The organism is Massilia sp. (assembly GCF_032106685.1).
Taxonomy (GTDB): domain Bacteria; phylum Pseudomonadota; class Gammaproteobacteria; order Burkholderiales; family Burkholderiaceae_D; genus Telluria.
This window is the reverse complement of record NZ_DAMCPG010000011.1, coordinates 97077-117545: the sequence shown is the minus strand read 5'-3', so window position 1 is coordinate 117545 and position 20469 is coordinate 97077. Positions and strand designations below refer to the sequence as shown.

Sequence of the window (20469 nt, the reverse complement as noted above, 5' to 3'; positions counted from 1 at the left end):
ATTGATGAACTTCCTTTCAAAAGCCGTGCTTCCGAAAAGTTGCTTCTCGTCATTATCCGGTGCCGCGGGAAGGCCATGATGGCAGGGTGATTTCACCACGGAGGAAGTGATGCAGAGCGCAAATGAATTGAGCGACAAATTGCTGGGGCCGATGAAAACCATCGTCGGCAAGCATGAAACGGCAATCCGGCCCTTGCTGGGCGGAGGCGAAACGGCGGCGCGCGCCGCGCTGCAGAACGACGAAGCGGTCCGCAAGGTCGCGGTGTTCTGCTATCCGCTGCTGCCGGGCTTGCTGCGCCTGGCGGTGAAGGAGCCGGTGTTCGTGAATTTCGTGATGAACAACCGCGAGCGCGTGCTGGCCTCGCTGGTCGGCAGGGAGTGAATGCGTGACCGGGCGCCTACGCTTGCTGGGCCACCGGCTCGGCCTCGGCCGCCTTTTCCCGGCCGCGGCTGATGCTGTCGCCGTCCTCGCGGCGCAGGCGCCAGAAGATGACGGCCGACACCACGGTCAGCACGGCCAGCGTATCGAAGGCATGGTGCAGGGCGCCCGTCACCAGCACCTGGTTGGTCTGCGGCACGCGCCCGAGGAACCAGGCGGTCACCAGGGAACCGGCTGCCAGGCCAAAGCTCATCGACAACTGCTGGAACGAGCTCGAGATGGTGCTGGCCATGCTCGTATCCCTGGTCTCGATGTCGGCATAGGCCAGGGTGTTCATGCTGGAGAACTGCAGCGAATTGAAGAAGCCCTGCATCAGGCTGATGCAGACGATCGCCGCCAGCGGCGTGTTCGGTCCGACCTGGCCGAACAGGAAGATCGTGACCCCGATGCACAAGGTATTGGCCACCAGCACCTGGCGGTAGCCGAAGCGCGCCAGCACCTTGGGCGCGATCAGTTTCATCCCCATCGCCGCGGCGGCCGAAGGCATCATCAATAGCCCCGACTGCCAGGCCGGCAGGCCCAGGCCCAGCTGGTAGAGCAGCGGCAGCAGGAAGGGCAGGCCGCCCACGCCCAGGCGCGTGACGAAGCCGCCGACCACCGAAATGCGGAAGGTGCGCACTTTCAACAGCGTCAGGCGCAGCAGCGGGAACTTGATGCGGCTGGCATGCAGGGCGTAGCTGGCGAGCAGGGCGATCGACAACACCAGCAGCAGGGCCATCGTCATGCCGCTAAGCGTGTGTTCGCCGAAGATCTCCAGCAGCCAGGACAGGATCGCGGTGCCGGTGCTGAACAGGATCAGGCCCAGCACGTCGAGCGGGCGGCGTTCGTCGCCGTGGTAGTCCGGCATGTGCCGGTATACCAGGAACATCGCGATCAGCCCGAAAGGCACGTTGATGAAGAAGATGGCGCGCCACGAGGTCCAGTGCACCATCAGGCCGCCGACGGTCGGCCCCAGCAGCGGGCCGATGAGGGCGGGGATGATGACGAAGTTCATCGCCCCCAGCAGTTCCGATTTCGGGAAGGTGCGGACGATCGCGAGGCGCCCGACCGGCATCATCATCGCGCCGCCCAGGCCCTGCAACAGGCGGGCGGCGGTCAGCATCTCGGCATTCACCGACAGGCCGCACAGGACCGACGAGGACGTGAAGATGCCGATTGCGGTCAGGAACACGCGGCGGGTGCCGAAGCGGTCTGCCATCCAGCCGCTCACGGGGATGCCGACGGCCAGGCCGAGGATGTAGCTGGTGACGACCGACTTCAGGCTCAGCGGCGTGACCCCGAGGCTGGCCGCGATGCTCGGAATGGCGGTGTTGACGACCGTGGCGTCGAGCTGCTCCATGAACAGGGCAGTGGCGACCAGCCATGGCAGGTATTTCTTGACGGTGGAACTATCCAATCGGCCCTCATCCGGTCCGGCGCAGCGGGTGCATGCGCCTGCCCGGATTGTCACATAAATCAGGAAACGCCGATTTCAAGCGGACGTTCCTGAACGGGACCGGGGGCTGGACGTGCTTAGAACTGGTAGCGCACCTGGGCCACCAGGAAGTTCACGCCGCTGTTGGGCTTCTTGATGCTGGCGTTCGAGTAATGCTGGATCTTCAGGCCGAGATCCCACTTGTCGTGGGTGACGTAGCCAATGCCGAGGTGGTCGCCGAACTGGAAGGCGGTCGACAGCTGGTTGTCGGAGTTGTTGTACAGTTCCGAGAACAGGTTGGCGCCGACGCCGCCCTCGACGTACCAGCCGAGCTTGTCGTCGCGCTGGTAGCGGAACACCGGGGTGATGCCGATCACGCCGATATTCTGGTGCTCGCCATGCACGTTGCGGTAGGCCGAGCCACGCCAGTAGGCGGCGGACAGGTCCCAGTAGCCGCCCAGGTGGCGGCCGTTCGAGGCGAACCACTGCTTGTCCCAGTTCGACTGCAGGGCCAGGCGGCCCATGCGCACGTTGGAGCCGGTGCCGTATTCGAAGGATACGGAGTCGACCCAGCCGTTGTCGGCCGCACATGCCTGGCCGGCGCTCATCAGGGCAACTGCTGCGAGGGCGCTGCCGATTTTTTTGATAGAGACCATAATTGCTTTCATGAATAGGCGCCAGTCCCTGCTGGCGAACGACGAATATTGTACTGGCACGAACAAAACAGCGTCGCCAGCCCCTCGGAAAATTGTCAAGGAGCCGCATGAGCCGTTTAACGATTGCATTCCTGGGTACCGGCCTGATGGGCCGCCCGATGGCCACCCGCCTGGCTGACGCCGGTTTCCCGCTGCGTGCATGGAACCGTACCACGGCCAAGGCGCGCACGATTGCCGAGCATGGAGCGCTCGTCTGTGATTCGGTGGAGGAGGCGGTGCGAGGCGCCGCGATTGTCGTTTCGATGCTGGAAGCCGGGCCGGCGGTCGGCGCAACGATCGCCGCCGCGTTGCCGGCGATGACGCCTGGCGCGCTCTGGATCGACATGAGCTCGACCCGCCACGACGAGGCGCTGGACTTCCACGCGCGCCTGGAGGCGCAGGGCATGCGCTTTCTCGACGCGCCGGTCTCGGGCGGGGTGCCGGGGGCCGAGGGCGGCACGCTGGCGATCATGGCGGGCGGCAGCCTGCGCGACTTCGAGACGGCGCTGCCGCTGTTCGCCGTGCTGGGCAGCGCGCGCCTGGTGGGCCCGGCCGGCAGCGGCCAGGTGGCCAAGCTGTGCAACCAGCTGATCGTCGGGGCGACGATCAACGTCGTGGCCGAAGCCCTGCTGCTGGCCCAGGCCGCCGGCGCCGACCCGGCCGCGGTGCGCGAGGCGATCCGCGGCGGCTTCGCGGGCAGCCGGATCCTCGAGCTGCACGGACAACGCATGCTCGACCGTAATTTCGTCCCCGGCGGCCAGGTGAAGAGCCAATTGAAGGACCTGCGCAACGTGCTCGCCGCCGCAGCCGAGGCCGGGTTGGCGCTGCCCCTGACCGCGGCGGCGACCCGCAGCTACGAGGCCATCGAGGCCGAGCTGGGCGGCGCGGACCACGCCGCGGCGCTGCTGTCGCTGGAGCGGATCAATCCGGGTATCAGGCTGGGGGAGGGGGAGGATCGCCTGCCGTGAGTAGTGGGGTTGCGTAGGGTGGGCTCTCGAGCCCACGCAGTCTCACCGGTTGAACCGCGCCGAAGCGAACCCCAGTACGCAGCTGGCGCAGATAAGGGAAATTTCAGGGTGCGCACAGGTACGACCGCGTGGGCACAGGTGCCCACCCTACGAAAAGCAGTTGTAGGGTGGACACCTGTGTCCACGCGGTCCACCGGTCGAAATGCGGCGCAGCCGATGAATGATCGGCCGCATGTAATGCCGCGTTTTCGTAGCGTGGGCTCTCGAGCCCACGAGGCTTCACTGGTTGAAATGCAGCGAAGCGACAGAAACCAGCGCGGCGCCTCACGCCACCGGCAAGCGCATCTCCACCAGCCGCGCCCAGAAGCTGGCCCCGATCGGCAGCAGCTGGTCGTTGAAGTCGTACGAGCCATTGTGCAGCTGGCAAGGCCCGAGCCCATGGCCGCCGGCGCGGTGCTCGCCGTCGCCATTGCCGATGAAGACGTAGCAGCCCGGCTTGGCCTGCAGCATGAAGGCGAAGTCCTCGGCGCCCATGGTCGGTTCGACGGCGGTGTTGACGTTCTTGTCGCCCACCACCGCGCGCATCGCCTCGACCGCGAACGCGGTCTGCTCGGGGTGGTTGACCAGCGGCGGATAATTGCGCTTGAAGCCGAAGTCGACACTGGCGTTGAAGCCGGCCGCGACGCCATTCGCAATCTCTTCCATGCGCCGTTCGATCAAATCGAGCACCTCGGTGGAGAAGGTGCGCACGGTGCCGATCAGGACCGCCTCGTCCGGAATCACGTTGGTGGCGCTGCCGGCGTGGATTTGCGTGATCGACAGCACCGCCGTTTCCAGCGGATTCTTTTCGCGCGAGATGATCGTCTGCCAGCTTTGTGCGATCTGCACCGCCACCATCACCGGGTCGATGCCGCGGTGGGGCTGGGCCGCGTGCGCTCCCTTCCCCTTCACGACGACGCGGAACTCGTTACTGGAGGCCATCATCGGCCCCGGGATCACGCCGAAGCTGCCCGCCGGCAGGCCCGGCCAGTTGTGCATGCCGTACACGGCGTCCATCGGAAACTGCTCGAACAGGCCGTCCTCGATCATCTTGCGCGCGCCGGCGCCGCCTTCCTCGGCGGGCTGGAAAATCAGGTACACGGTGCCGTCGAAGTTGCGATGGCGCGACAAATAGTGGGCTGCGCCCAACAGCATCGCCGTATGGCCGTCGTGGCCGCATGCATGCATCTTGCCGGGGTGGCGCGACGCGTGGTCAAATGTGTTGAGCTCCTGCATGGGCAGCGCGTCCATGTCGGCGCGCAGGCCGATCGCGCGCTCCGAGCTGCCGTTCTTGATGATGCCGACCACGCCGGTCACGCCGAGGCCGCGCACGACGGGGATGCCCCATTCCGTCAGGCGCGCGGCGACCACGTCGGACGTGCGTTGCTCTTCGTAGCACAGCTCCGGATGGGCGTGGATGTCGCGCCGGATCTGTTCCAGTTCGGTTTGGAAAGCGAGGATAGGTTCTACGAGTCTCATCTTGTTCTCCCTAGCAGCATGCAATCGATGCAAGTGTCCGGGCTATTGTAGCCCTTGTCACCATGTGAAATCCAGCCCGGCCGGAAGCCGGCGGGCCGGTCCGCCACGAAGCCAGCCGGAATCGGATAAAGTATTGGTTTCTCGACGTTTTTTTCCTGGAACTGATTCAGATGAGCATCACCCAAGTCCGCGCCGCCTGCCCCCACGACTGCCCCGATACCTGCGCCCTGCTCGTCACCGTCGAGGACGGCGTGGCGACCGAAGTGCGCGGCGACCCGGCGCATCCGACCACCGCGGGCGTGCTGTGCACGAAGGTGTCGCGCTACGTCGAGCGCACCTATTCGCCGGACCGCCTGCTGCATCCGATGCGCCGCGTCGGCAAGAAGGGGGAAGGCAAGTTCGAGCAAATCACTTGGGATGAAGCGTTGGATGAAATCGCGGCGCGTTTGACGCCGATCGCCGCCCGCGACCCGCAAGCCATCCTGCCCTACAGCTACTGCGGCACCATGGGCCTGGTGCAGGGCGAGGCGATGGCGATGCGCTTCTTCAACAAGCTGGGCGCTTCGCTGCTCGACCGCACCATCTGCGCCACCGCCGGCTTCACCGGCTACAAGTACACGGTCGGCGGCTCGATCGGCACCGACATGGAGCAGTTCCAGGACGCGAAAGTCATCATCATCTGGGGCGGCAACCCGATCGCCTCGAACCTGCACTTCTGGATGCGCGCCCAGGAAGCCAAGCGCCGCGGCGCAAAATTGATCGCGATCGATCCCTACCGCTCGCTGACGGCCGAGAAGTGCCACCAGCACATCGCCCTGTTGCCGGGCACGGATGCCGCGCTGGCGCTGGGCCTGATGCACGTCCTCATCAAGGAAGACCTGCTCGACCACGACTACATCGCCGACCACACGCTGGGTTTCGAAGAGCTGAAACAACGCGCGCTTGAATGGACGCCCGAGCGCACCGCCGAGACCTGCGGCATCACGGCCCAGGAAATCGTCGACCTGGCGCGCCTGTACGGCGAGACCGCGAAGCGCGGCGAACCGGTCGCGATCCGTTGCAACTACGGCGTGCAGCGGGCCAGGGGCGGCGGCATGGCCGTGCGTAACATGAGCTGCCTGCCGGCCCTGGTCGGCGCCTGGCGCCACCCGGCCGGCGGCATCCAGCTGTCGACCTCGGGCTCCTTCCCGGCCAACCGCGCCGGCCTGCAGCGGCCGGACCTGCTGGCCGGCCGCAAGCCGCGCACCATCAACATGACCACCATCGGCGACGATTTGCTGAAGGACGCCTCGCCCGAATTCGGCCCGAAAGTGGAGGCCGTGATCGTGTACAACGCGAATCCGCTGGCGATCGCGCCCGACTCGCGCAAGGTGCAACAAGGCTTCGAGCGCGAAGATTTATTCACGGTGGTGCTGGAACACTTCCGCACCGACAGTGCGGACTACGCCGACATCCTGCTGCCGGCCACGACCCAGCTCGAGCACGTCGACGCCCACCTGGCCTATGGCCACTTGTACATGATGGCGAACAACGCGGCGATCGCGCCGCTGGGCGAAGCCAAGCCGAACACGGAGATTTTCCGCCTGCTGGCCGCGCACATGGGTTTTACCGACCCCTGCTTCCAGGAGTCGGATGAGGAACTGGCGGCCCAGGCCTTCGACAAGACCCACGAGCGCGCGATCCACTTCGACTGGGAATCGCTGAAACGGAAGGGCTGGCAAAAGCTGAACATGCCGGACGCGCCGTTTGCCGCAGGCGGCTTCCCGACCCCGTCCGGTAAATGCGAGTTTTATTCGAGCACGATGGCGGCGGACGGCCTCGACCCGCTGCCAACTTATATCGCACCGTACGAATCCGTGGCGTCGAACCCGACGCTTGCAAAAAAATACCCGCTGGCGATGATTTCTCCGCCGGCACGGAACTTCCTCAACTCAACCTTTGTCAATGTACAGAGCTTGCGTGCAACCGAGGGCGAGCCGCACCTCGACATCCACCCGAACGACGCCGCCCCGCGCGGCATCGCCCACGGTGACATGGCACGTATCTTCAACGACCGCGGCTCTTTTGTTGCCAAGGCGCGCGTGACCGAGAAAGCGCGACCGGGCCTCGTGGTGGGCTTGTCGATCTGGTGGAAGAAGCTGGCCAGCGACGGCAAGAACGCCAACGAAGTGACCAGCCAGCGCCTGACCGACATGGGCAGGGCGCCCACTTTCTACGACACCCTGGTGCAGGTCGAAAAGGCCGCGCCCCGATCCGGACATGACACGACGCTCTAGACTTCCCCGATTTTTCCGGCACGCGCTGATCGCAGGCGCGGCCGCCGGAATGCTTGCCAGTTGTTCTACTCTGAATTACTACACCCAGGCGGCGCAAGGCCAGCTTGAACTCCTCTCCGACGCAAGGCCGATCGACGACTGGTTGGCCGATCCCAGCACCAACACCACCCTGCGCCACCGCCTGGAAATGGCGCGCCAGATCCGCCTGTTCGCGGTCCAGAAGCTGGGCCTGCCGGACAACGGCAGCTACAAGAACTACGCCGACCTGAAGCGCAAATACGTGCTGTGGAACGTGGTCGCCACCCCCGAGCTGTCGCTGAAACCCCTGCAATGGTGCTTCCCGGTGGCCGGCTGCGTGAACTACCGCGGCTACTACAACAAGGACGACGCCCAGTCCTACGCGCGCGAACTGCGGGCGCAAGGGCGCGACGTCGAGGTCGGCGGCGTGAGCGCCTACTCGACCCTGGGCTGGTTCAGCGATCCCCTGATCTCGACCTTCATCAACTACCCGGACGCGGAGCTGGCGCGCCTGATCTTCCACGAGCTGGCGCACCAGGTGGTCTATGTGCCGGGCGATTCGCGCTTCAACGAATCCTTCGCTAGCGCGGTGGAAGAGGCGGGCGTCGAAATGTGGCTGCAGGAACATGGCAACCCGTCCATGCGCGAGGCCTACGAGCGTTACTCCACGCGCCGCAAGGATTTCCTGCACCTGCTGCTGAAGTACCGCCGCGAGCTCGAGCGCACCTATGCGTCCCCCATCGGCGACGAGGACAAGCGCATCGCCAAGGCGAGATTGTTCCTGGCGCTGAAGGACGAATACCAGGTGCTGAAGGCCAACTGGGGCGGCTACGCCGGCTACGACCGCTTCTTCGCCGAGCCGCTGTCGAACGCCCACCTGGCCTCGATCGCGACCTACAACGACTACGTGCCGGCCTTCCGCAGCCTGCTGCGCCAGGAGAAGGATTTCCGCCGTTTTTATCGCCAGGTCACGAAGCTGTCCAAGCTCGACAAGCCGGACCGCACGGCCGCGCTGAAGGTGTTCGATGCCAGCGTACCGAACGCGCCGATCATGGTGCAGCGCAGCACCAGCGCCCTGCCGTAAGGCAGCGCGTAGAGTCCCTGTTCCAATTAAGGCAAAAGCGCTTGCATGCAAGCGCGCTGCCCGATAGCATCATATGCGGCAATAGCAAAGGCATAAGCACGCACGTTCGGTTTGCAAATATTATTTGGCAATGTGAATCGAATGACAACGATACTATTGGAGACAGGGGCATCTGATGGACAAAATTTGGCTGAAGTCGTACCCGGCTGGCGTGCCGGCTGAAATCAACCCGGATCAATACCGATCGCTCGTCCACATGCTGGAAGAGTCCTTCCAGAAGTACGCGAATAACAACGCATACGTCTGCATGGACAAGTTCCTGACTTACGCCGAACTCGACGCCTGCTCGAAGAAGCTGGCCGCCTGGCTGCAAAGCCGCGGCATGGCCAAGGGCGCGCGCGTCGCGGTGATGATGCCCAATGTCCTGCAGTACCCGATCGCGATCGCCGCGGTCCTGCGCGCCGGCTACACCGTCGTCAACGTCAATCCCCTCTACACCGCGCGCGAACTCGAGCACCAGCTGAAGGACTCGGGCAGCGAAGCGATCATCGTGCTCGAGAACTTCGCACACACCCTCGAGCAGGTGCAGAAAAACACCCCGGTGCGCCACATCGTGGTCGCCAGCATGGGCGAACTGCTCGGCGGCGCCAAGGGCATGCTGGTCAACTTCGTGGTGCGCAACGTCAAGAAGATGGTGCCGGACTTCGCGCTGCCGAACATGGTGCGCTTCAAGGACGCGCTGGCGCAAGGCGCGAAGATGCCGTTCACGGCGCCCGAGCTGACGTCCTCCGACATCGCCTTCCTGCAGTACACCGGCGGCACCACCGGCGTCTCGAAGGGCGCCACGCTGACCCACCGCAACATCATCGCCAACGTGCTGCAGACCGAGGCCTGGGCCCAGCCGGCGCTGACGCAGCCGCCCGTGGTCGAGTTCCCGACCATCGTTTGCGCCCTGCCGCTGTACCACATCTTCGCGCTGACCGCCTGCGCCATGTGGGGCATGCGCGTCGGCGGCCTGAATATCCTGATCCCGAACCCGCGCGACATCCCGGGCTTCATCAAGGAAGTGGCCAAGTACAAGATCACCATGCTGCCGGCCGTGAACACGCTGTACAACGCGCTGGTCAACCACCCGGATTTCGCCAGCCTCGATTTCTCCAGCCTGAAGACCGCGAATGGCGGCGGCATGGCGGTGCAACAGGCGGTTAATGACAAGTGGAAACAAGCAACCGGCAAGAGTATCATTGAGGGCTACGGCCTGTCGGAAACGTCGCCGGTGGCCACCTGCAACCGCGCCGACGAGCAGGGCTTCACCGGCACCATCGGCCTGCCGGTGCCCTCGACCGACATCGCGATCCTGGACGACGACGGCAACGTGCTGCCGATCGGCCAGACCGGCGAGATCGGCATCCGCGGCCCGCAGGTGATGGCCGGCTACTGGAACCGTCCGGACGAGACCGCCAAGGTGATGACCGCCGACGGCTTCTTCCGCTCGGGCGACGTCGGCATCATGGACGAGCGCGGCTACGTGAAGATCGTCGACCGCAAGAAGGACATGATCCTGGTGTCGGGCTTTAACGTCTACCCGAACGAACTGGAAGGCGTGATCGCCGGCCACCCCGGCGTGCTCGAGTGCGCCGTGGTGGGTGTGCCGGACGAGCATTCCGGCGAAGCGGTGAAGGTGTTCGTGGTGCGCAAGGACCCGAATCTCACCGAACAGGCGCTGATGGACTACTGCAAGACCCAGTTCACCGGCTACAAGAAACCGAAGTACATCGAATTCCGCGACGAACTGCCGAAGACCAACGTCGGCAAGATCCTGCGGCGGGCCTTGCGCGACGAGCAGCAAGAGAAGCAGAAGCAGGCCGCCTGACGTAGAACGATCGCAGGACGGCGCGAGTTCGGCCGGCGAAGCCGCCCGTGATCCGGGCGGCTTTGCGTTTAATTGAACACACAAAGTTGAAGAAGGCGAGGCATCAGATGGACAAGTTTTGGCTCAAGTCGTACCAGGCAGGCGTGCCGGCGGAGATCGACCCGACGCAGTACCGCTCCCTGACCCATTTGCTGGAAGAATCCTTCCGCAAGTACGCTGACCAGAAGGCCTTCGCCTGCATGGACAAGGTCATCACCTACGGCGACCTCGATCGCATGTCGCAGCAGATGGCGGCCTGGCTGCAAAGCCGCGGCCTGCAGCCGGGCGCGCGCGTGGCGATCATGCTGCCCAACGTCCTGCAATACCCGGTCGCGATGGCGGCAGCGCTGCGTGGCGGCTACACCATCGTCAACGTCAATCCCCTCTATACGCCGCGCGAACTGCAGCACCAATTGAACGACGCGGGCGCCGAGGTGCTGGTGGTGCTGGAGAACTTCGCCCACACCGTCGAGCAGGTGATCGCCAACACCCAGGTGAAACACGTCGTGGTCGGCACCATGGGCGACCTGCTGGGTGGCGTGAAGGGCGCGATCGTCAACTTCGTCGTGCGCAAGGTCAAGAAGATGGTGCCGGCCTGGTCGCTGCCCGGCCATACCGGTTTCAAGAAGATGCTGGCCGAAGGCGCGCGTTCGACCTTCAAGCCGGTCACGCTGGGCCACGACGACATCGCCTTCCTGCAGTACACCGGCGGCACCACGGGCGTGTCGAAAGGCGCCGTGCTGCTGCACAAGAACGTGCTGGCCAACGTGCTGCAGAACGAAGCCTGGTTCGGTCCTTCGCTGTCGAATGCGCCGGCCGGCCGCCAGCTCGAGTTCATGTGCGCGCTGCCGCTGTACCACATCTACGCGCTGACGGTCTGCGCCCTGCTCGGCATGCGCCTGGGCGCGATGAACGTCCTGATCCCGAACCCGCGCGACATGGACGGCTTCATCAAGGAACTGGGCAAGTACAAGATCAACGTCTTCCCGGCCGTGAACACCCTGTACAACGGCCTGGTCAATCAATCGGCCTTCGCCAATCTCGACCATTCCACCTACCTGGTCTGCCCGGGCGGCGGCATGGCCGTGCAGCAGGCGGTGGCCGACAAATGGCTCAAGATGACCGGCTGCCCGATCGTCGAGGGCTACGGCCTGTCCGAGACCTCGCCGGTGGTCACCGCCAACCGCTGCGACATCAGCGATTTCACCGGCACCATCGGCCTGCCGCTGCCGTCGACCGAGGTGCTGATCCTCGACGAGGCGAACAAGCCGGTCCCGTTCGGCCAGTCCGGCGAGATCGCCGTGCGCGGCCCGCAGGTGATGGCGGGCTACTGGAAGCGCGACGACGAAACGGCCAAGGTGATGACCGCCGACGGCTTCCTGAAGACCGGCGACATCGGCATCATGGACGAGAAGGGCTACACCCGCATCGTCGACCGCAAGAAGGACATGATCATCGTCTCGGGCTTCAACGTCTACCCGAACGAAGTCGAGAACGTGGTCGCCTCGCACCCGGGCGTGCTGGAAGTGGCCTGCGTCGGCGTGCCGGACAAGCACTCGGGCGAAGCGGTGAAACTCTACGTGGTGAAAAAGGACCCGAAGCTGACCGCCGAGGACCTGCTGCACTTCTGCAAGGACGAACTGACCGGCTACAAGCGCCCGCGCCACATCGAGTTCCGCGACACGCTGCCCAAGACCAACGTCGGCAAGATCCTGCGCCGCGAACTGCGCGACGAGAAGCAGACCGCTTAAGCCCTAGCCTCAAGAGGGAAGCCGGCAAGTCCGCCTTGGGCGGCGCGCCGGTTTTTTTTCGCCTGCGGCAGCGTTCGCCGAGGGCGCGGCCGGCGGCCTACGCGCGGTTTCTCTCCCGCGCCGCCGCCACGCGCAGCACCTCGTGCAGGCGTTCGAGCTCGGCCGGCTTGGTCAGGTGCTCGTCGAAGCCGGCGGCGGCCGAACGCTGGCGGTCTTCCTCGGCGCCCCAGCCGGTCAGGGCCACCAGCATCGCCTGCTCCAGGCCATCGATGCCGCGCAGCGCTTGTGCGACCTCGACGCCGTTGCGGTCGGGCAGGCCGATGTCGAGGAAGACCGCGGCGGGACGGAAGTCGGCCGCCTGCGCCAGGGCGCTCGCGCCGTCGAAGGCCACCGCGACCTGGTGGCCGCTCATTTCCAGCACCGCCTGCAGCATGTGCGCCGCATCGACGTTGTCGTCGACGACCAGTACGCGCAGCCGCGCTGCGCCCGCTTGTCCTTCCGCCGGCGCGGCGACCGGCAGGGCGGGGACGGCGGCCTGCGCCGATGGCGCCGGACCGGGCCGGCACAGCGTTTCCAGCGGCAGCAGCACGGTGAAGCGGCTACCCTGCCCGGACCCGGCGCTGTGCGCCACGACCCGGCCGCCGTGCAGCTCGACCAGGCGCTTGACCAGGTTCAGCCCCACGCCCAGGCCGCCCTGCGCCATGGCGGCGTGTTCCTTCACCTGCTGGTACATGTCGAAGATCGACGACAGCATGCCGGCGTCGATGCCGATGCCGTTGTCGCCCACCACGATCGCCACCGCGTCGCTTTCCACGCGGGCCTCGATCTCGATGCGCCCACCGTGTGGCGTGTACTTGGCGGCGTTGTTGAGCAGGTTGCTCAGCACCTGGGCGATGCGGTGGCGGTCGACGTACAGGCGTATCGGGCTGTCGGGCAGGGTCAGGTCCAGGCGATGGTGGCCGGCGCTGATCACCGGCATGCTCATCTCGACCGCGTCCTGCACCACGTCGGCCAGCTGGACCTCGTCGCGCCGCAGCTCGACCTTGCCTTCGGACAGGCGCGCCATGTCGAGCAGGTCGTCGACCAGGCGCACCATGTGGTCGACCTGGCGCTTGATCATGCCTTGCACGTCGCCCGACTGCGCCACCGCCGGGTTCACCCGCACCAGCTCGAGGCCGGTGCGAATCGGCGCCAGCGGATTGCGCAGCTCGTGCGCGAGCGTGAACAGGAACTCGCTCTGCATGCGGTTGCGCTCGGCCAGCTGGTGCGCCAGGCCCTGCAGCTCCTGCTGCGCGTTCTTGTGGCGGCTGATGTCGAAGGTAACGCCGTCGAAGCGCAGCGGCTGGGCCTTCTCGTCGAGGTCGCACCAGCCCACCGCGCGCAGCCAGCGCGGCGCGGCCTTGCCGGCGTGCGCCGCGTCGGTGCCCGCGGCCTTGCTGCGGAACTCGACGTCGAGCATGGCGCCGCTGCGCACCGAACGGGCCAGGGCCGAGACCACGCGCGCGCGGTCGGTCGGGTCCACCGCGTCGAGCAGGGTCTGGACGGCGATGTCGCGCTGGCCGGCCAGGCCCAGGTGCGCCGCCATCTGTTCGTTGAGCCGGAAATCCTTGAACGGCGCGTCCGCGTACCAGATGCCGATGTCGCCGGCGCGCGCCACGCGCTCCAGGCGCATCTGCAGCACGGTGCGCATGTGGATGTCGGTGACGGTGCCGACATAGCCGCTCGGCCGGCCGGCCTCGTCAAAGCGCGGCGTGCCGGCGTCGATGAACCAGCGATAGGTGCCGTCGTGGCGGCGCAGGCGGTAGTCGAGCCGGAACGGCTTGTGCTCGGCATTCGCGGCCAGGAAGGTTTCGCGCGCCCGTACCAGGTCGTCGGGGTGGACGTTCTCGAGCCAGCCCATGCCCTGGTCCTGTTCCCAGGTGCGGCCCGTGTATTCGGACCAGCGCCGGCTCAGGTAGGTGCAGAGCCCGTTCTCGTCGGTGGTCCAGAGCATCACCGGCGCGACGTCGATCAGCGAGCGGAAATAGGACTCGCGCATGCTCGACGCGTCCAGGCGCAGCCGGTGCTCGCGGCCCAGCTCGACCTGGCGCCGCACGCGCGCCAGCAGCTCGGCGGCGGCGAAGGGTTTCACCAGATAGTCGTCGGCGCCGGCCCGCAGGCCCTCGACCTTCGCTTCCTCGCCGGCGCGCGCCGACAGCAGCATGACCGGCAGGTGGCTCAGGGCCGGCGTCGCGCGGATGCGCGCGATCAGGCCGAAACCGTCGAGCCTGGGCATCATGACGTCGCTCAGCAGCAAATCCGGCGGATCGCGCAGCAGGGCGGCAAAGGCGGCCTCGCCGTCGGCGCAGACCGCGACCTCGGCATGCGGGTCGAGCAGCGCCTTCAGGTAGGCGCGCATGTCGTTGTTGTCGTCGGCGATCAGGATGCGTGGCAGCCGTGCCGGCTGCAGCACGGGGGCGGCGGCCTTGCGCGGCGCGGCCCCGGCCTCTTCGTCCGGCAGCCAGCGCAGGGCTTCCTCGACGAAGGCGGCGCCCATGCGCCGCGCGCCCTCGGCCGGCGGGGCCGCGGCATCGGCGCCGGCGAGCCGGTCCTCGGGCAGGTGGGCGTGGCCGAAGGGGATGTCGACGTCGAAACGGGTGCCTTCGCCCAGCACGCTGTGGACGGCAATGGCGCCGCCGTGCAGGCGCACCAGTTCCTGGATCAGCGCCAGGCCGATGCCGGTGCCCTCGAAGGTGCGGCCGGGGGTGCCTTCGATGCGGTGGAAGCGCTCGAACACGCGCGGCAGTTCGGCCTCCGGGATGCCGCTGCCGGTGTCGCGCACGCTCAGGCGGACCATGTCCGCATGGCGCCGCAGCGACACCCGCACGCTGCCGGCCAGGGTGAACTTGAAGGCGTTCGACAGCAGGTTGAAGACGATCTTCTCCCACATGTCGCGGTCGACCCAGACCGGCTCGCCCGGGTCTTGCAGGTCGAGCTCGTAGGCCAGGCCGCCCTTGGCCATGGCCGACTCGAACACGCTGGCCAGTTCCGCCGTCAGGCGCGCCAGGTCGGTGGGCGCATAGGTCGCCTGCACCCGGCCTGCCTCGATGCGGGAAAAGTCGAGCAGCGAATTGACCAGCTTCAGCAGGCGCAGGGCGTTGCGGTGCGTGACGTCGATGCGGCGGCGCTGCGCCGCGCCGAGCGGCTCGGCCTGGTCGGCCAGGGCGTCGTCGAGCGGCCCGAGGATCAGCGTCAACGGCGTGCGGAACTCGTGCGAGACGTTCGAGAAGAAGGCGGTCTTGGCGCGGTCGATCTGCGCCAGTTCCTCGACGCGGCGCTGCTCCTTTTCGTAGGCGACGACGTTGCCGACCGCGGTATTCACGACCGCGCCGAGGCGTTCGTAGAAGCTCAGGTAGTCGGCGTCGAGCGCGCGCGCGGCGCTGACGCCGGCCACCAGGAAACCGAACAGCGCCTGCTGGCCGGGAAGCGTCAGCGGCAGCACCATGGCCGAATCCGGCGCCCGTTCGTCGGGGCCGCAGGACGCACCGTGGAAGCGCGGGGCCAGCCCGTCGACGCGCAGCGCGCCCTCCCGCGCCGCGCGCGCGAACGGCCAGCAGGCGTCGTCCAGCGTGGTCGTGACCGGGGCCAGCGAGTGGTGCGCATCGAGCCCGGCGCCGCCGCGCAGCAGCAGCTTGCCGCTGTCCGCGTCGAGCTGGTACAGCAGTGCGAAGGGCAGGTCGAGCGTCATCTCCGGGTGCTGCCTGGCAATGCCGTGCGCAACGTCGCCGATCGTGCGCGCCTCGCCGATCGCCAGGCTCAGGTCGCGCAGGGCCTGGGTGCGGCGCGCGTTCAGCACGGTGGCGGTGGCCTCAGAGATCGGGTGGAAGATGCCGCCCACCTCGCCCGACTCGTCGCGAATCGGCGAGAACGAGAAGGTCATGAAGGCTTCCTCGAGGTAGCCGTAGCGGTCGAGGAACATGCGCTGGTCGCGGATGTAGGTGCCTTCGCCCCGGTACGCGCGGTCGAAGGCATCGCCGACCACCGGCAGGGCGCTGGCCCAGACTTCCTTGAAGGCGCCGCCCATCGACCGCGGATGCAGGTCGCCGCAGATCGGGCGGTAGGCATCGTTGTAGATCTGGATGTGGTCCGGACCCCAGGCGATCAGGATCGGGAAAGTCGAGGACAGGCACAGGCTTACCGAGGTGCGCAGGCTTTGCGGCCAGCCCTGAGGCGGGCCGAGCGGCGTCTTCGACCAGTCCATGGAGCGGATCAGCACGCCCATCTCGCCTCCGCCGGACAACCAACCCAGGTCGTCGTTCATGATCGGGAGGGCTTCGGACATGTCGGGCATGAAGGTCGGGTCTGGAATGGATGAGGGAACGCGGCGGTTGGCATCACATTCTAAGCGAAATGGGTTATTTTCGACCTGAAAGTTACATATTATGCACTTACCTGGCGCGTATTTACAATGCGTCGATGCCGCGTATGCCGGCCGTGCGGTCCGCCACCGCGAAGGTGGCCAGCCGGGCCTGGCGCGTGCCGGCGGCGCGCACGTCGTCGAGCGCCAGGAAGCACGCCTCGGTCCTGGCCGGCGTGACGTCGAGCAGCATGTAGCCGCGCCGGTCGCTGCGCCCGTACAGGATATGCGGATTGCGCTCGACGTTTTCCTGGGTGCGCGCCTGCGGGCGCGAGCTCGAGGTGATCGAGCTGCCGCAGAACTCGGCCGCAACGACCGGGTTCGCTTTCGAGACCGGCCGCGCGAAATCGCGCCGCAGCTCGGCCGCGTAGAAGGTATGGACGTCGCCCGACAGCACCAGCGGATTGCGGGCGCGGCTTGTCGCCAGCGTGTCGAGCAGGCGCCGGCGCGCGGCCGGGTAGCCGTCCCAGCCATCGGTCCAGAAGCGGCCATCGTCGGGCGAGCGCAGCGGCACGCCGCTCGACTGCGCCACCAGGGTCTGCTGGGCCAGGATGTTCCAGCGCGCCCGCGAGGACGACAAACCCCGGGCCAGCCAGGCTTCCTGTTCAAGACCCAGCATCGTCCGCCGCGGATCGCGCAGCTCGGCGCAGGCGCGCGCCAGCACCACGTTCGAGCCGCCGCGCCCGGGCTTCGAGCAGGCCAGCGGCGAGCGGTACTGGCGGTCGTCGAGCAAGTGGAAACGCGCCAGCCGTCCCCAGTCATACCGCTGGAACATGCGCAGCGCGCCGAAGCTGCGCGGTGCAGGCAGACGCAGCGGCATGTGCTCATAGAAGGCCTGGTAGGCGCCGGCGCGGCGCCTTGCGAAGTCCGGCGCCAGGCGCTCGTCGACGTCGCCCGCGTAATCGTTGGCGACCTCGTGGTCGTCCCAGGTCACGATCCAGGGCGCGGCGCGGTGGGCGGCCTGCAGATCCGGGTCGCTTTTATACTGCGCGTAGCGGGCGCGGTAGTCGGCCAGCGTGAAAGATTCGTGCGAGCGCACCGCGCGCGGCGGATGGCGCAGCTGGTAGGGACCCCACTCGTAGATGTAGTCGCCGAGGAAGGCGACCAGGTCGGGCGCGGCGGCGGCGATGTGGCGGTGCGCCGCATAGTGGCCGAACTCCCAGTGCTGGCACGACGCCACCGCCAGCTTCAGCCGGGCCGGCATGACGTCGATTGCCGGCGCGGTGCGCGTGCGGCCGACCGGGCTGACGGCATCGCCCAGCATGAAGCGGTACCAGTACCAGCGGTCGGGTTGTAGTCCTGTCGCATCGACGTGCACGCTGTGCGCCAGGTGCGGGGAGGCGGTGGCGCTGCCCTTCGCGGCGATCTTGCGGAAGGCCTCGTCCTCGGCCACTTCCCAGCGCACGGTGAGGGCGAGCGGCGGCATCGATGCCGCGTTCAGCGGATCGGGCAGGATGCGCGTCCACAGGATCACCGCGTTGGGCAGCGGCGAACCGGAAGCGACCCCGAGGGAGAACGGGTAGGAGGGACCGGCCGCGCCGGCGCCGGCGATAACGCCGAGACCGGTGCCAGCCGCGGCTGTGAGGCGCGCCGCGTCGAGCAGGAAAGTCCGACGCGCCTCATGCATCGTTTATTGCTGGTGCGAGATCAAGGACTCCAGCGGCGGCAGCTGGCGCGGCTTGCGGTCCGGGCCGGTGGCGACGTAGGTCAGCGTCGCTTCGGTCACCTTGACGATGTTCGACTGCAGGCGGTTGCGCTCGGCATAGACCTCGACGTAGACCGTGATCGAGGTGTTGCCAACCTTGACGATATCGGCGTAGAACGACAACAGGTCGCCCACGAACACCGGGTTCTTGAACAGAAAGGAGTTGACGGCGATGGTGGCCACGCGGCCATTCGCGCGGCGGGTGGCAGGCAGCGAGCCGGCGATGTCGACCTGGGCCATGATCCAGCCGCCGAACACGTCTCCGTAGACGTTGGCGTCCGGCGGCCCCGGCATCACGCGCAGCTGCGGGATCTTCCCTTCAGGCAGGCGGTTGGTCGGGGCGGCATTGTTTTCTGGCGTGGTCATCTTGTTTTTCCGTGAAAAGCTACAATCGTCCCGAATTGAACCATAAATCCCGGACCCCTGCCATGCGACGCTCCTCCGCCAGTTCCCTTCCGCCGCCCGATAACAAGGACCGGCAGCGCACCGACTGGGCCACGCTGCGCACCCTGTTTCCCTACCTCTGGGTCTATAAATGGCGCGTGATCGCCGCGCTCGGCGCGCTGATCGGCGCCAAGATGGCCAACGTCGGCGTGCCGCTCGTGCTCAAGCAGTTGATCGACCAGCTCGCCATCGACCCCGCGCACCCGCAAGCCCTGCTGGTGCTGCCGGTCGGCGCGCTGATCGCCTATGGCCTGCTGCGCCTGTCGACCACGGTCTTCACCGAGCTGCGCGAATTTTTATTTGCCCGCGTCACCCAGCGCGCGGTGCGCACCATCGCCCTGAAGGTGTTCCGTCACCTGCATGCGCTGTCGCTGCGTTTCCACCTGAACCGCCAGACCGGCGGCATGACGCGCGATATCGAACGCGGCACGCGCGGCGTGAATTCGCTGATCTCGTACTCCTTGTTTAACGTCTTGCCGACCCTGGTCGAGATCACGCTGGTGCTCGGCTACCTGGTGTTCAACTACGACATCTGGTTCTCCATCATCACCGCCGGCGCGCTGGTCACCTACATCACCTTCACCGTCGTCGTCACCGAATGGCGGACCCACTTCCGGCGCACGATGAACGAGCTCGACTCGAAGGCCAACACCAAGGCCATCGACTCGCTGCTGAACTACGAAACGGTGAAGTACTTCGGCAACGAGGACTATGAAGCGAAGCGCTACGACCAGGGCCTGCAGCACTACGAGAACGCGGCGGTGCGCTCGCAGACCTCGTTGTCGGTCTTGAACACCGGGCAGTCCTTGATCATCGCCACCGCCGTCACGCTGATCCTGTGGCGCGCGACCGAGGGCGTCATCGCCGGCACCATGAGCCTGGGCGACCTGGTGCTGGTGAACTCGTTCATGATCCAGCTGTACATTCCGCTGAACTTCCTGGGCGTGATCTACCGCGAGATCAAGCAGGCGCTGGCCGACATGGAGCGCCTGTTCGGCCTGCTGGACCAGAACCGCGAGGTGGCCGACGCGCCAAGTGCGCAGCCATTGGTCACGAAAGGCGCGCGCGTCGAGTTCTCGCACGTCGAGTTCAGCTACGAGACCAAGCGCCAGATCCTGTTCGACGTCGACTTCGCGATCCCCGCCGGGACCACCACGGCGGTGGTCGGCCACAGCGGCTCGGGCAAGTCGACCCTGTCGCGCCTGCTGTTCCGCTTCTACGACGTGAACGGGGGATCGATCAGCATCGACGGCCAGGACATCCGCAACGTGACCCAGGAATCGCTGCGTTCCCACATCGGCATCGTGCCCCAGGATACGGTGCTGTTCAACGACACCATCGAGTACAACATCGCCTACGGGCGGCCGGGTGCGAGCCGCGACGACATCGTGGCGGCGGCGCGCGCGGCGTCCATCCACGAGTTCATCGAGAGCCTGCCGGATGGCTACGCGACCATGGTCGGCGAGCGCGGCTTGAAGTTGTCGGGCGGGGAGAAGCAGCGCGTGGCGATCGCACGCACCCTGCTGAAGAATCCGGCGATCCTGATTTTTGATGAGGCGACCTCCGCGCTCGATTCGAAGTCGGAGCAGGCGATCCAGGCGCAGCTGAAGGAGATTGCGAAGAGCCGCACGACGCTGGTGATCGCGCACAGGCTGTCGACGATCGCGGATGCGCAGCAGATCATCGTGCTCGACCATGGCAAGATCGTCGAGCGCGGCACGCATCAGAGTTTGCTGGCGGCGCGCGGTTTATATGCGCAGATGTGGGAGCGCCAGCTGGCGCGCCCGGACGAGGAGTTGGCGTCGCCGCCGTTGGAGTTGCAGGGGGAGTAAGTTTCGGGTCGTGGCGC

Annotated in this window: 13 protein-coding genes; 7 read left to right on the top strand and 6 right to left on the bottom strand. The window is 66.5% G+C overall.

Annotated features, from left to right (window positions below; genetic code table 11):
- Positions 1-109: 109 nt before the first annotated feature.
- Positions 110-382 (top strand): hypothetical protein, encoded by a 273-nt coding sequence (locus tag RT688_RS09105; protein ID WP_313704550.1) that lies wholly within the window; start codon positions 110-112, stop codon positions 380-382.
- Between the two features lie 16 nt (positions 383-398).
- Here the strand turns inward: RT688_RS09105 and RT688_RS09100 are convergent, their stop codons facing one another.
- Together RT688_RS09100 and RT688_RS09095 are read right to left on the bottom strand one after the other, a co-directional pair.
- The gene (locus tag RT688_RS09100; protein ID WP_313704549.1) at positions 399-1835 is read right to left on the bottom strand and encodes a DHA2 family efflux MFS transporter permease subunit; all 1437 of its coding nucleotides are present in this window, start codon (positions 1833-1835) and stop codon (positions 399-401) included.
- Between the two features lie 116 nt (positions 1836-1951).
- A complete protein-coding gene (locus tag RT688_RS09095; RefSeq protein WP_313704548.1) occupies positions 1952-2509 on the bottom strand; it encodes an acyloxyacyl hydrolase in 558 nt (185 codons plus the stop codon).
- A gap of 53 nt (positions 2510-2562) precedes the next feature.
- Between RT688_RS09095 and RT688_RS09090 the strand changes: the two genes are divergently transcribed.
- Positions 2563-3516: an NAD(P)-dependent oxidoreductase gene (locus RT688_RS09090; protein WP_313704559.1), complete on the top strand. Its 954-nt coding sequence runs from the start codon at positions 2563-2565 to the stop codon at positions 3514-3516.
- A gap of 324 nt (positions 3517-3840) precedes the next feature.
- Here the strand turns inward: RT688_RS09090 and RT688_RS09085 are convergent, their stop codons facing one another.
- Positions 3841-5034, bottom strand: coding sequence for a M20 aminoacylase family protein (locus RT688_RS09085; protein ID WP_313704547.1), 1194 nt, complete (start codon positions 5032-5034; stop codon positions 3841-3843).
- A 170-nt stretch (positions 5035-5204) separates the two neighbouring features.
- On the opposite strand from RT688_RS09085, the gene RT688_RS09080 reads away from it, so the two are divergent.
- The 4 genes from RT688_RS09080 to RT688_RS09065 all read left to right on the top strand — a co-directional run bounded on the left by RT688_RS09080 (position 5205) and on the right by RT688_RS09065 (position 12075).
- Positions 5205-7310, top strand: coding sequence for a molybdopterin oxidoreductase family protein (locus tag RT688_RS09080; protein WP_313704546.1), 2106 nt, complete (start codon positions 5205-5207; stop codon positions 7308-7310).
- Positions 7311-7359: 49 nt separating this feature from the next.
- Positions 7360-8412, top strand: a complete 1053-nt coding sequence (locus RT688_RS09075; RefSeq protein WP_313704545.1) for an aminopeptidase — start codon at positions 7360-7362, stop codon at positions 8410-8412.
- 175 nt (positions 8413-8587) lie between these two features.
- A complete protein-coding gene (locus RT688_RS09070; protein ID WP_313704544.1) occupies positions 8588-10285 on the top strand; it encodes a long-chain-fatty-acid--CoA ligase in 1698 nt (565 codons plus the stop codon).
- A 107-nt stretch (positions 10286-10392) separates the two neighbouring features.
- Complete coding sequence (locus RT688_RS09065) at positions 10393-12075, top strand: long-chain-fatty-acid--CoA ligase (RefSeq protein WP_313704543.1); 1683 nt, start codon at positions 10393-10395, stop codon at positions 12073-12075.
- A gap of 97 nt (positions 12076-12172) precedes the next feature.
- Here RT688_RS09065 and RT688_RS09060 read toward each other — a convergent pair whose 3' ends face one another.
- From RT688_RS09060 to RT688_RS09050, 3 genes are all read right to left on the bottom strand, one after another.
- Complete coding sequence (locus RT688_RS09060; RefSeq protein ID WP_313704542.1) at positions 12173-16396, bottom strand: ATP-binding protein; 4224 nt, start codon at positions 16394-16396, stop codon at positions 12173-12175.
- Between the two features lie 121 nt (positions 16397-16517).
- Positions 16518-18098: an alkaline phosphatase D family protein gene (locus tag RT688_RS09055; protein ID WP_313704541.1), complete on the bottom strand. Its 1581-nt coding sequence runs from the start codon at positions 18096-18098 to the stop codon at positions 16518-16520.
- A 3-nt stretch (positions 18099-18101) separates the two neighbouring features.
- Complete coding sequence (locus RT688_RS09050; RefSeq protein WP_313704540.1) at positions 18102-18542, bottom strand: acyl-CoA thioesterase; 441 nt, start codon at positions 18540-18542, stop codon at positions 18102-18104.
- A gap of 62 nt (positions 18543-18604) precedes the next feature.
- On the opposite strand from RT688_RS09050, the gene RT688_RS09045 reads away from it, so the two are divergent.
- Positions 18605-20452 carry an ABC transporter ATP-binding protein/permease gene (locus RT688_RS09045; RefSeq protein ID WP_313704539.1) on the top strand — a complete coding sequence of 616 codons (1848 nt, stop codon included), beginning with the start codon at positions 18605-18607 and terminating at the stop codon, positions 20450-20452.
- The last annotated feature ends 17 nt before the right edge of the window (positions 20453-20469 follow it).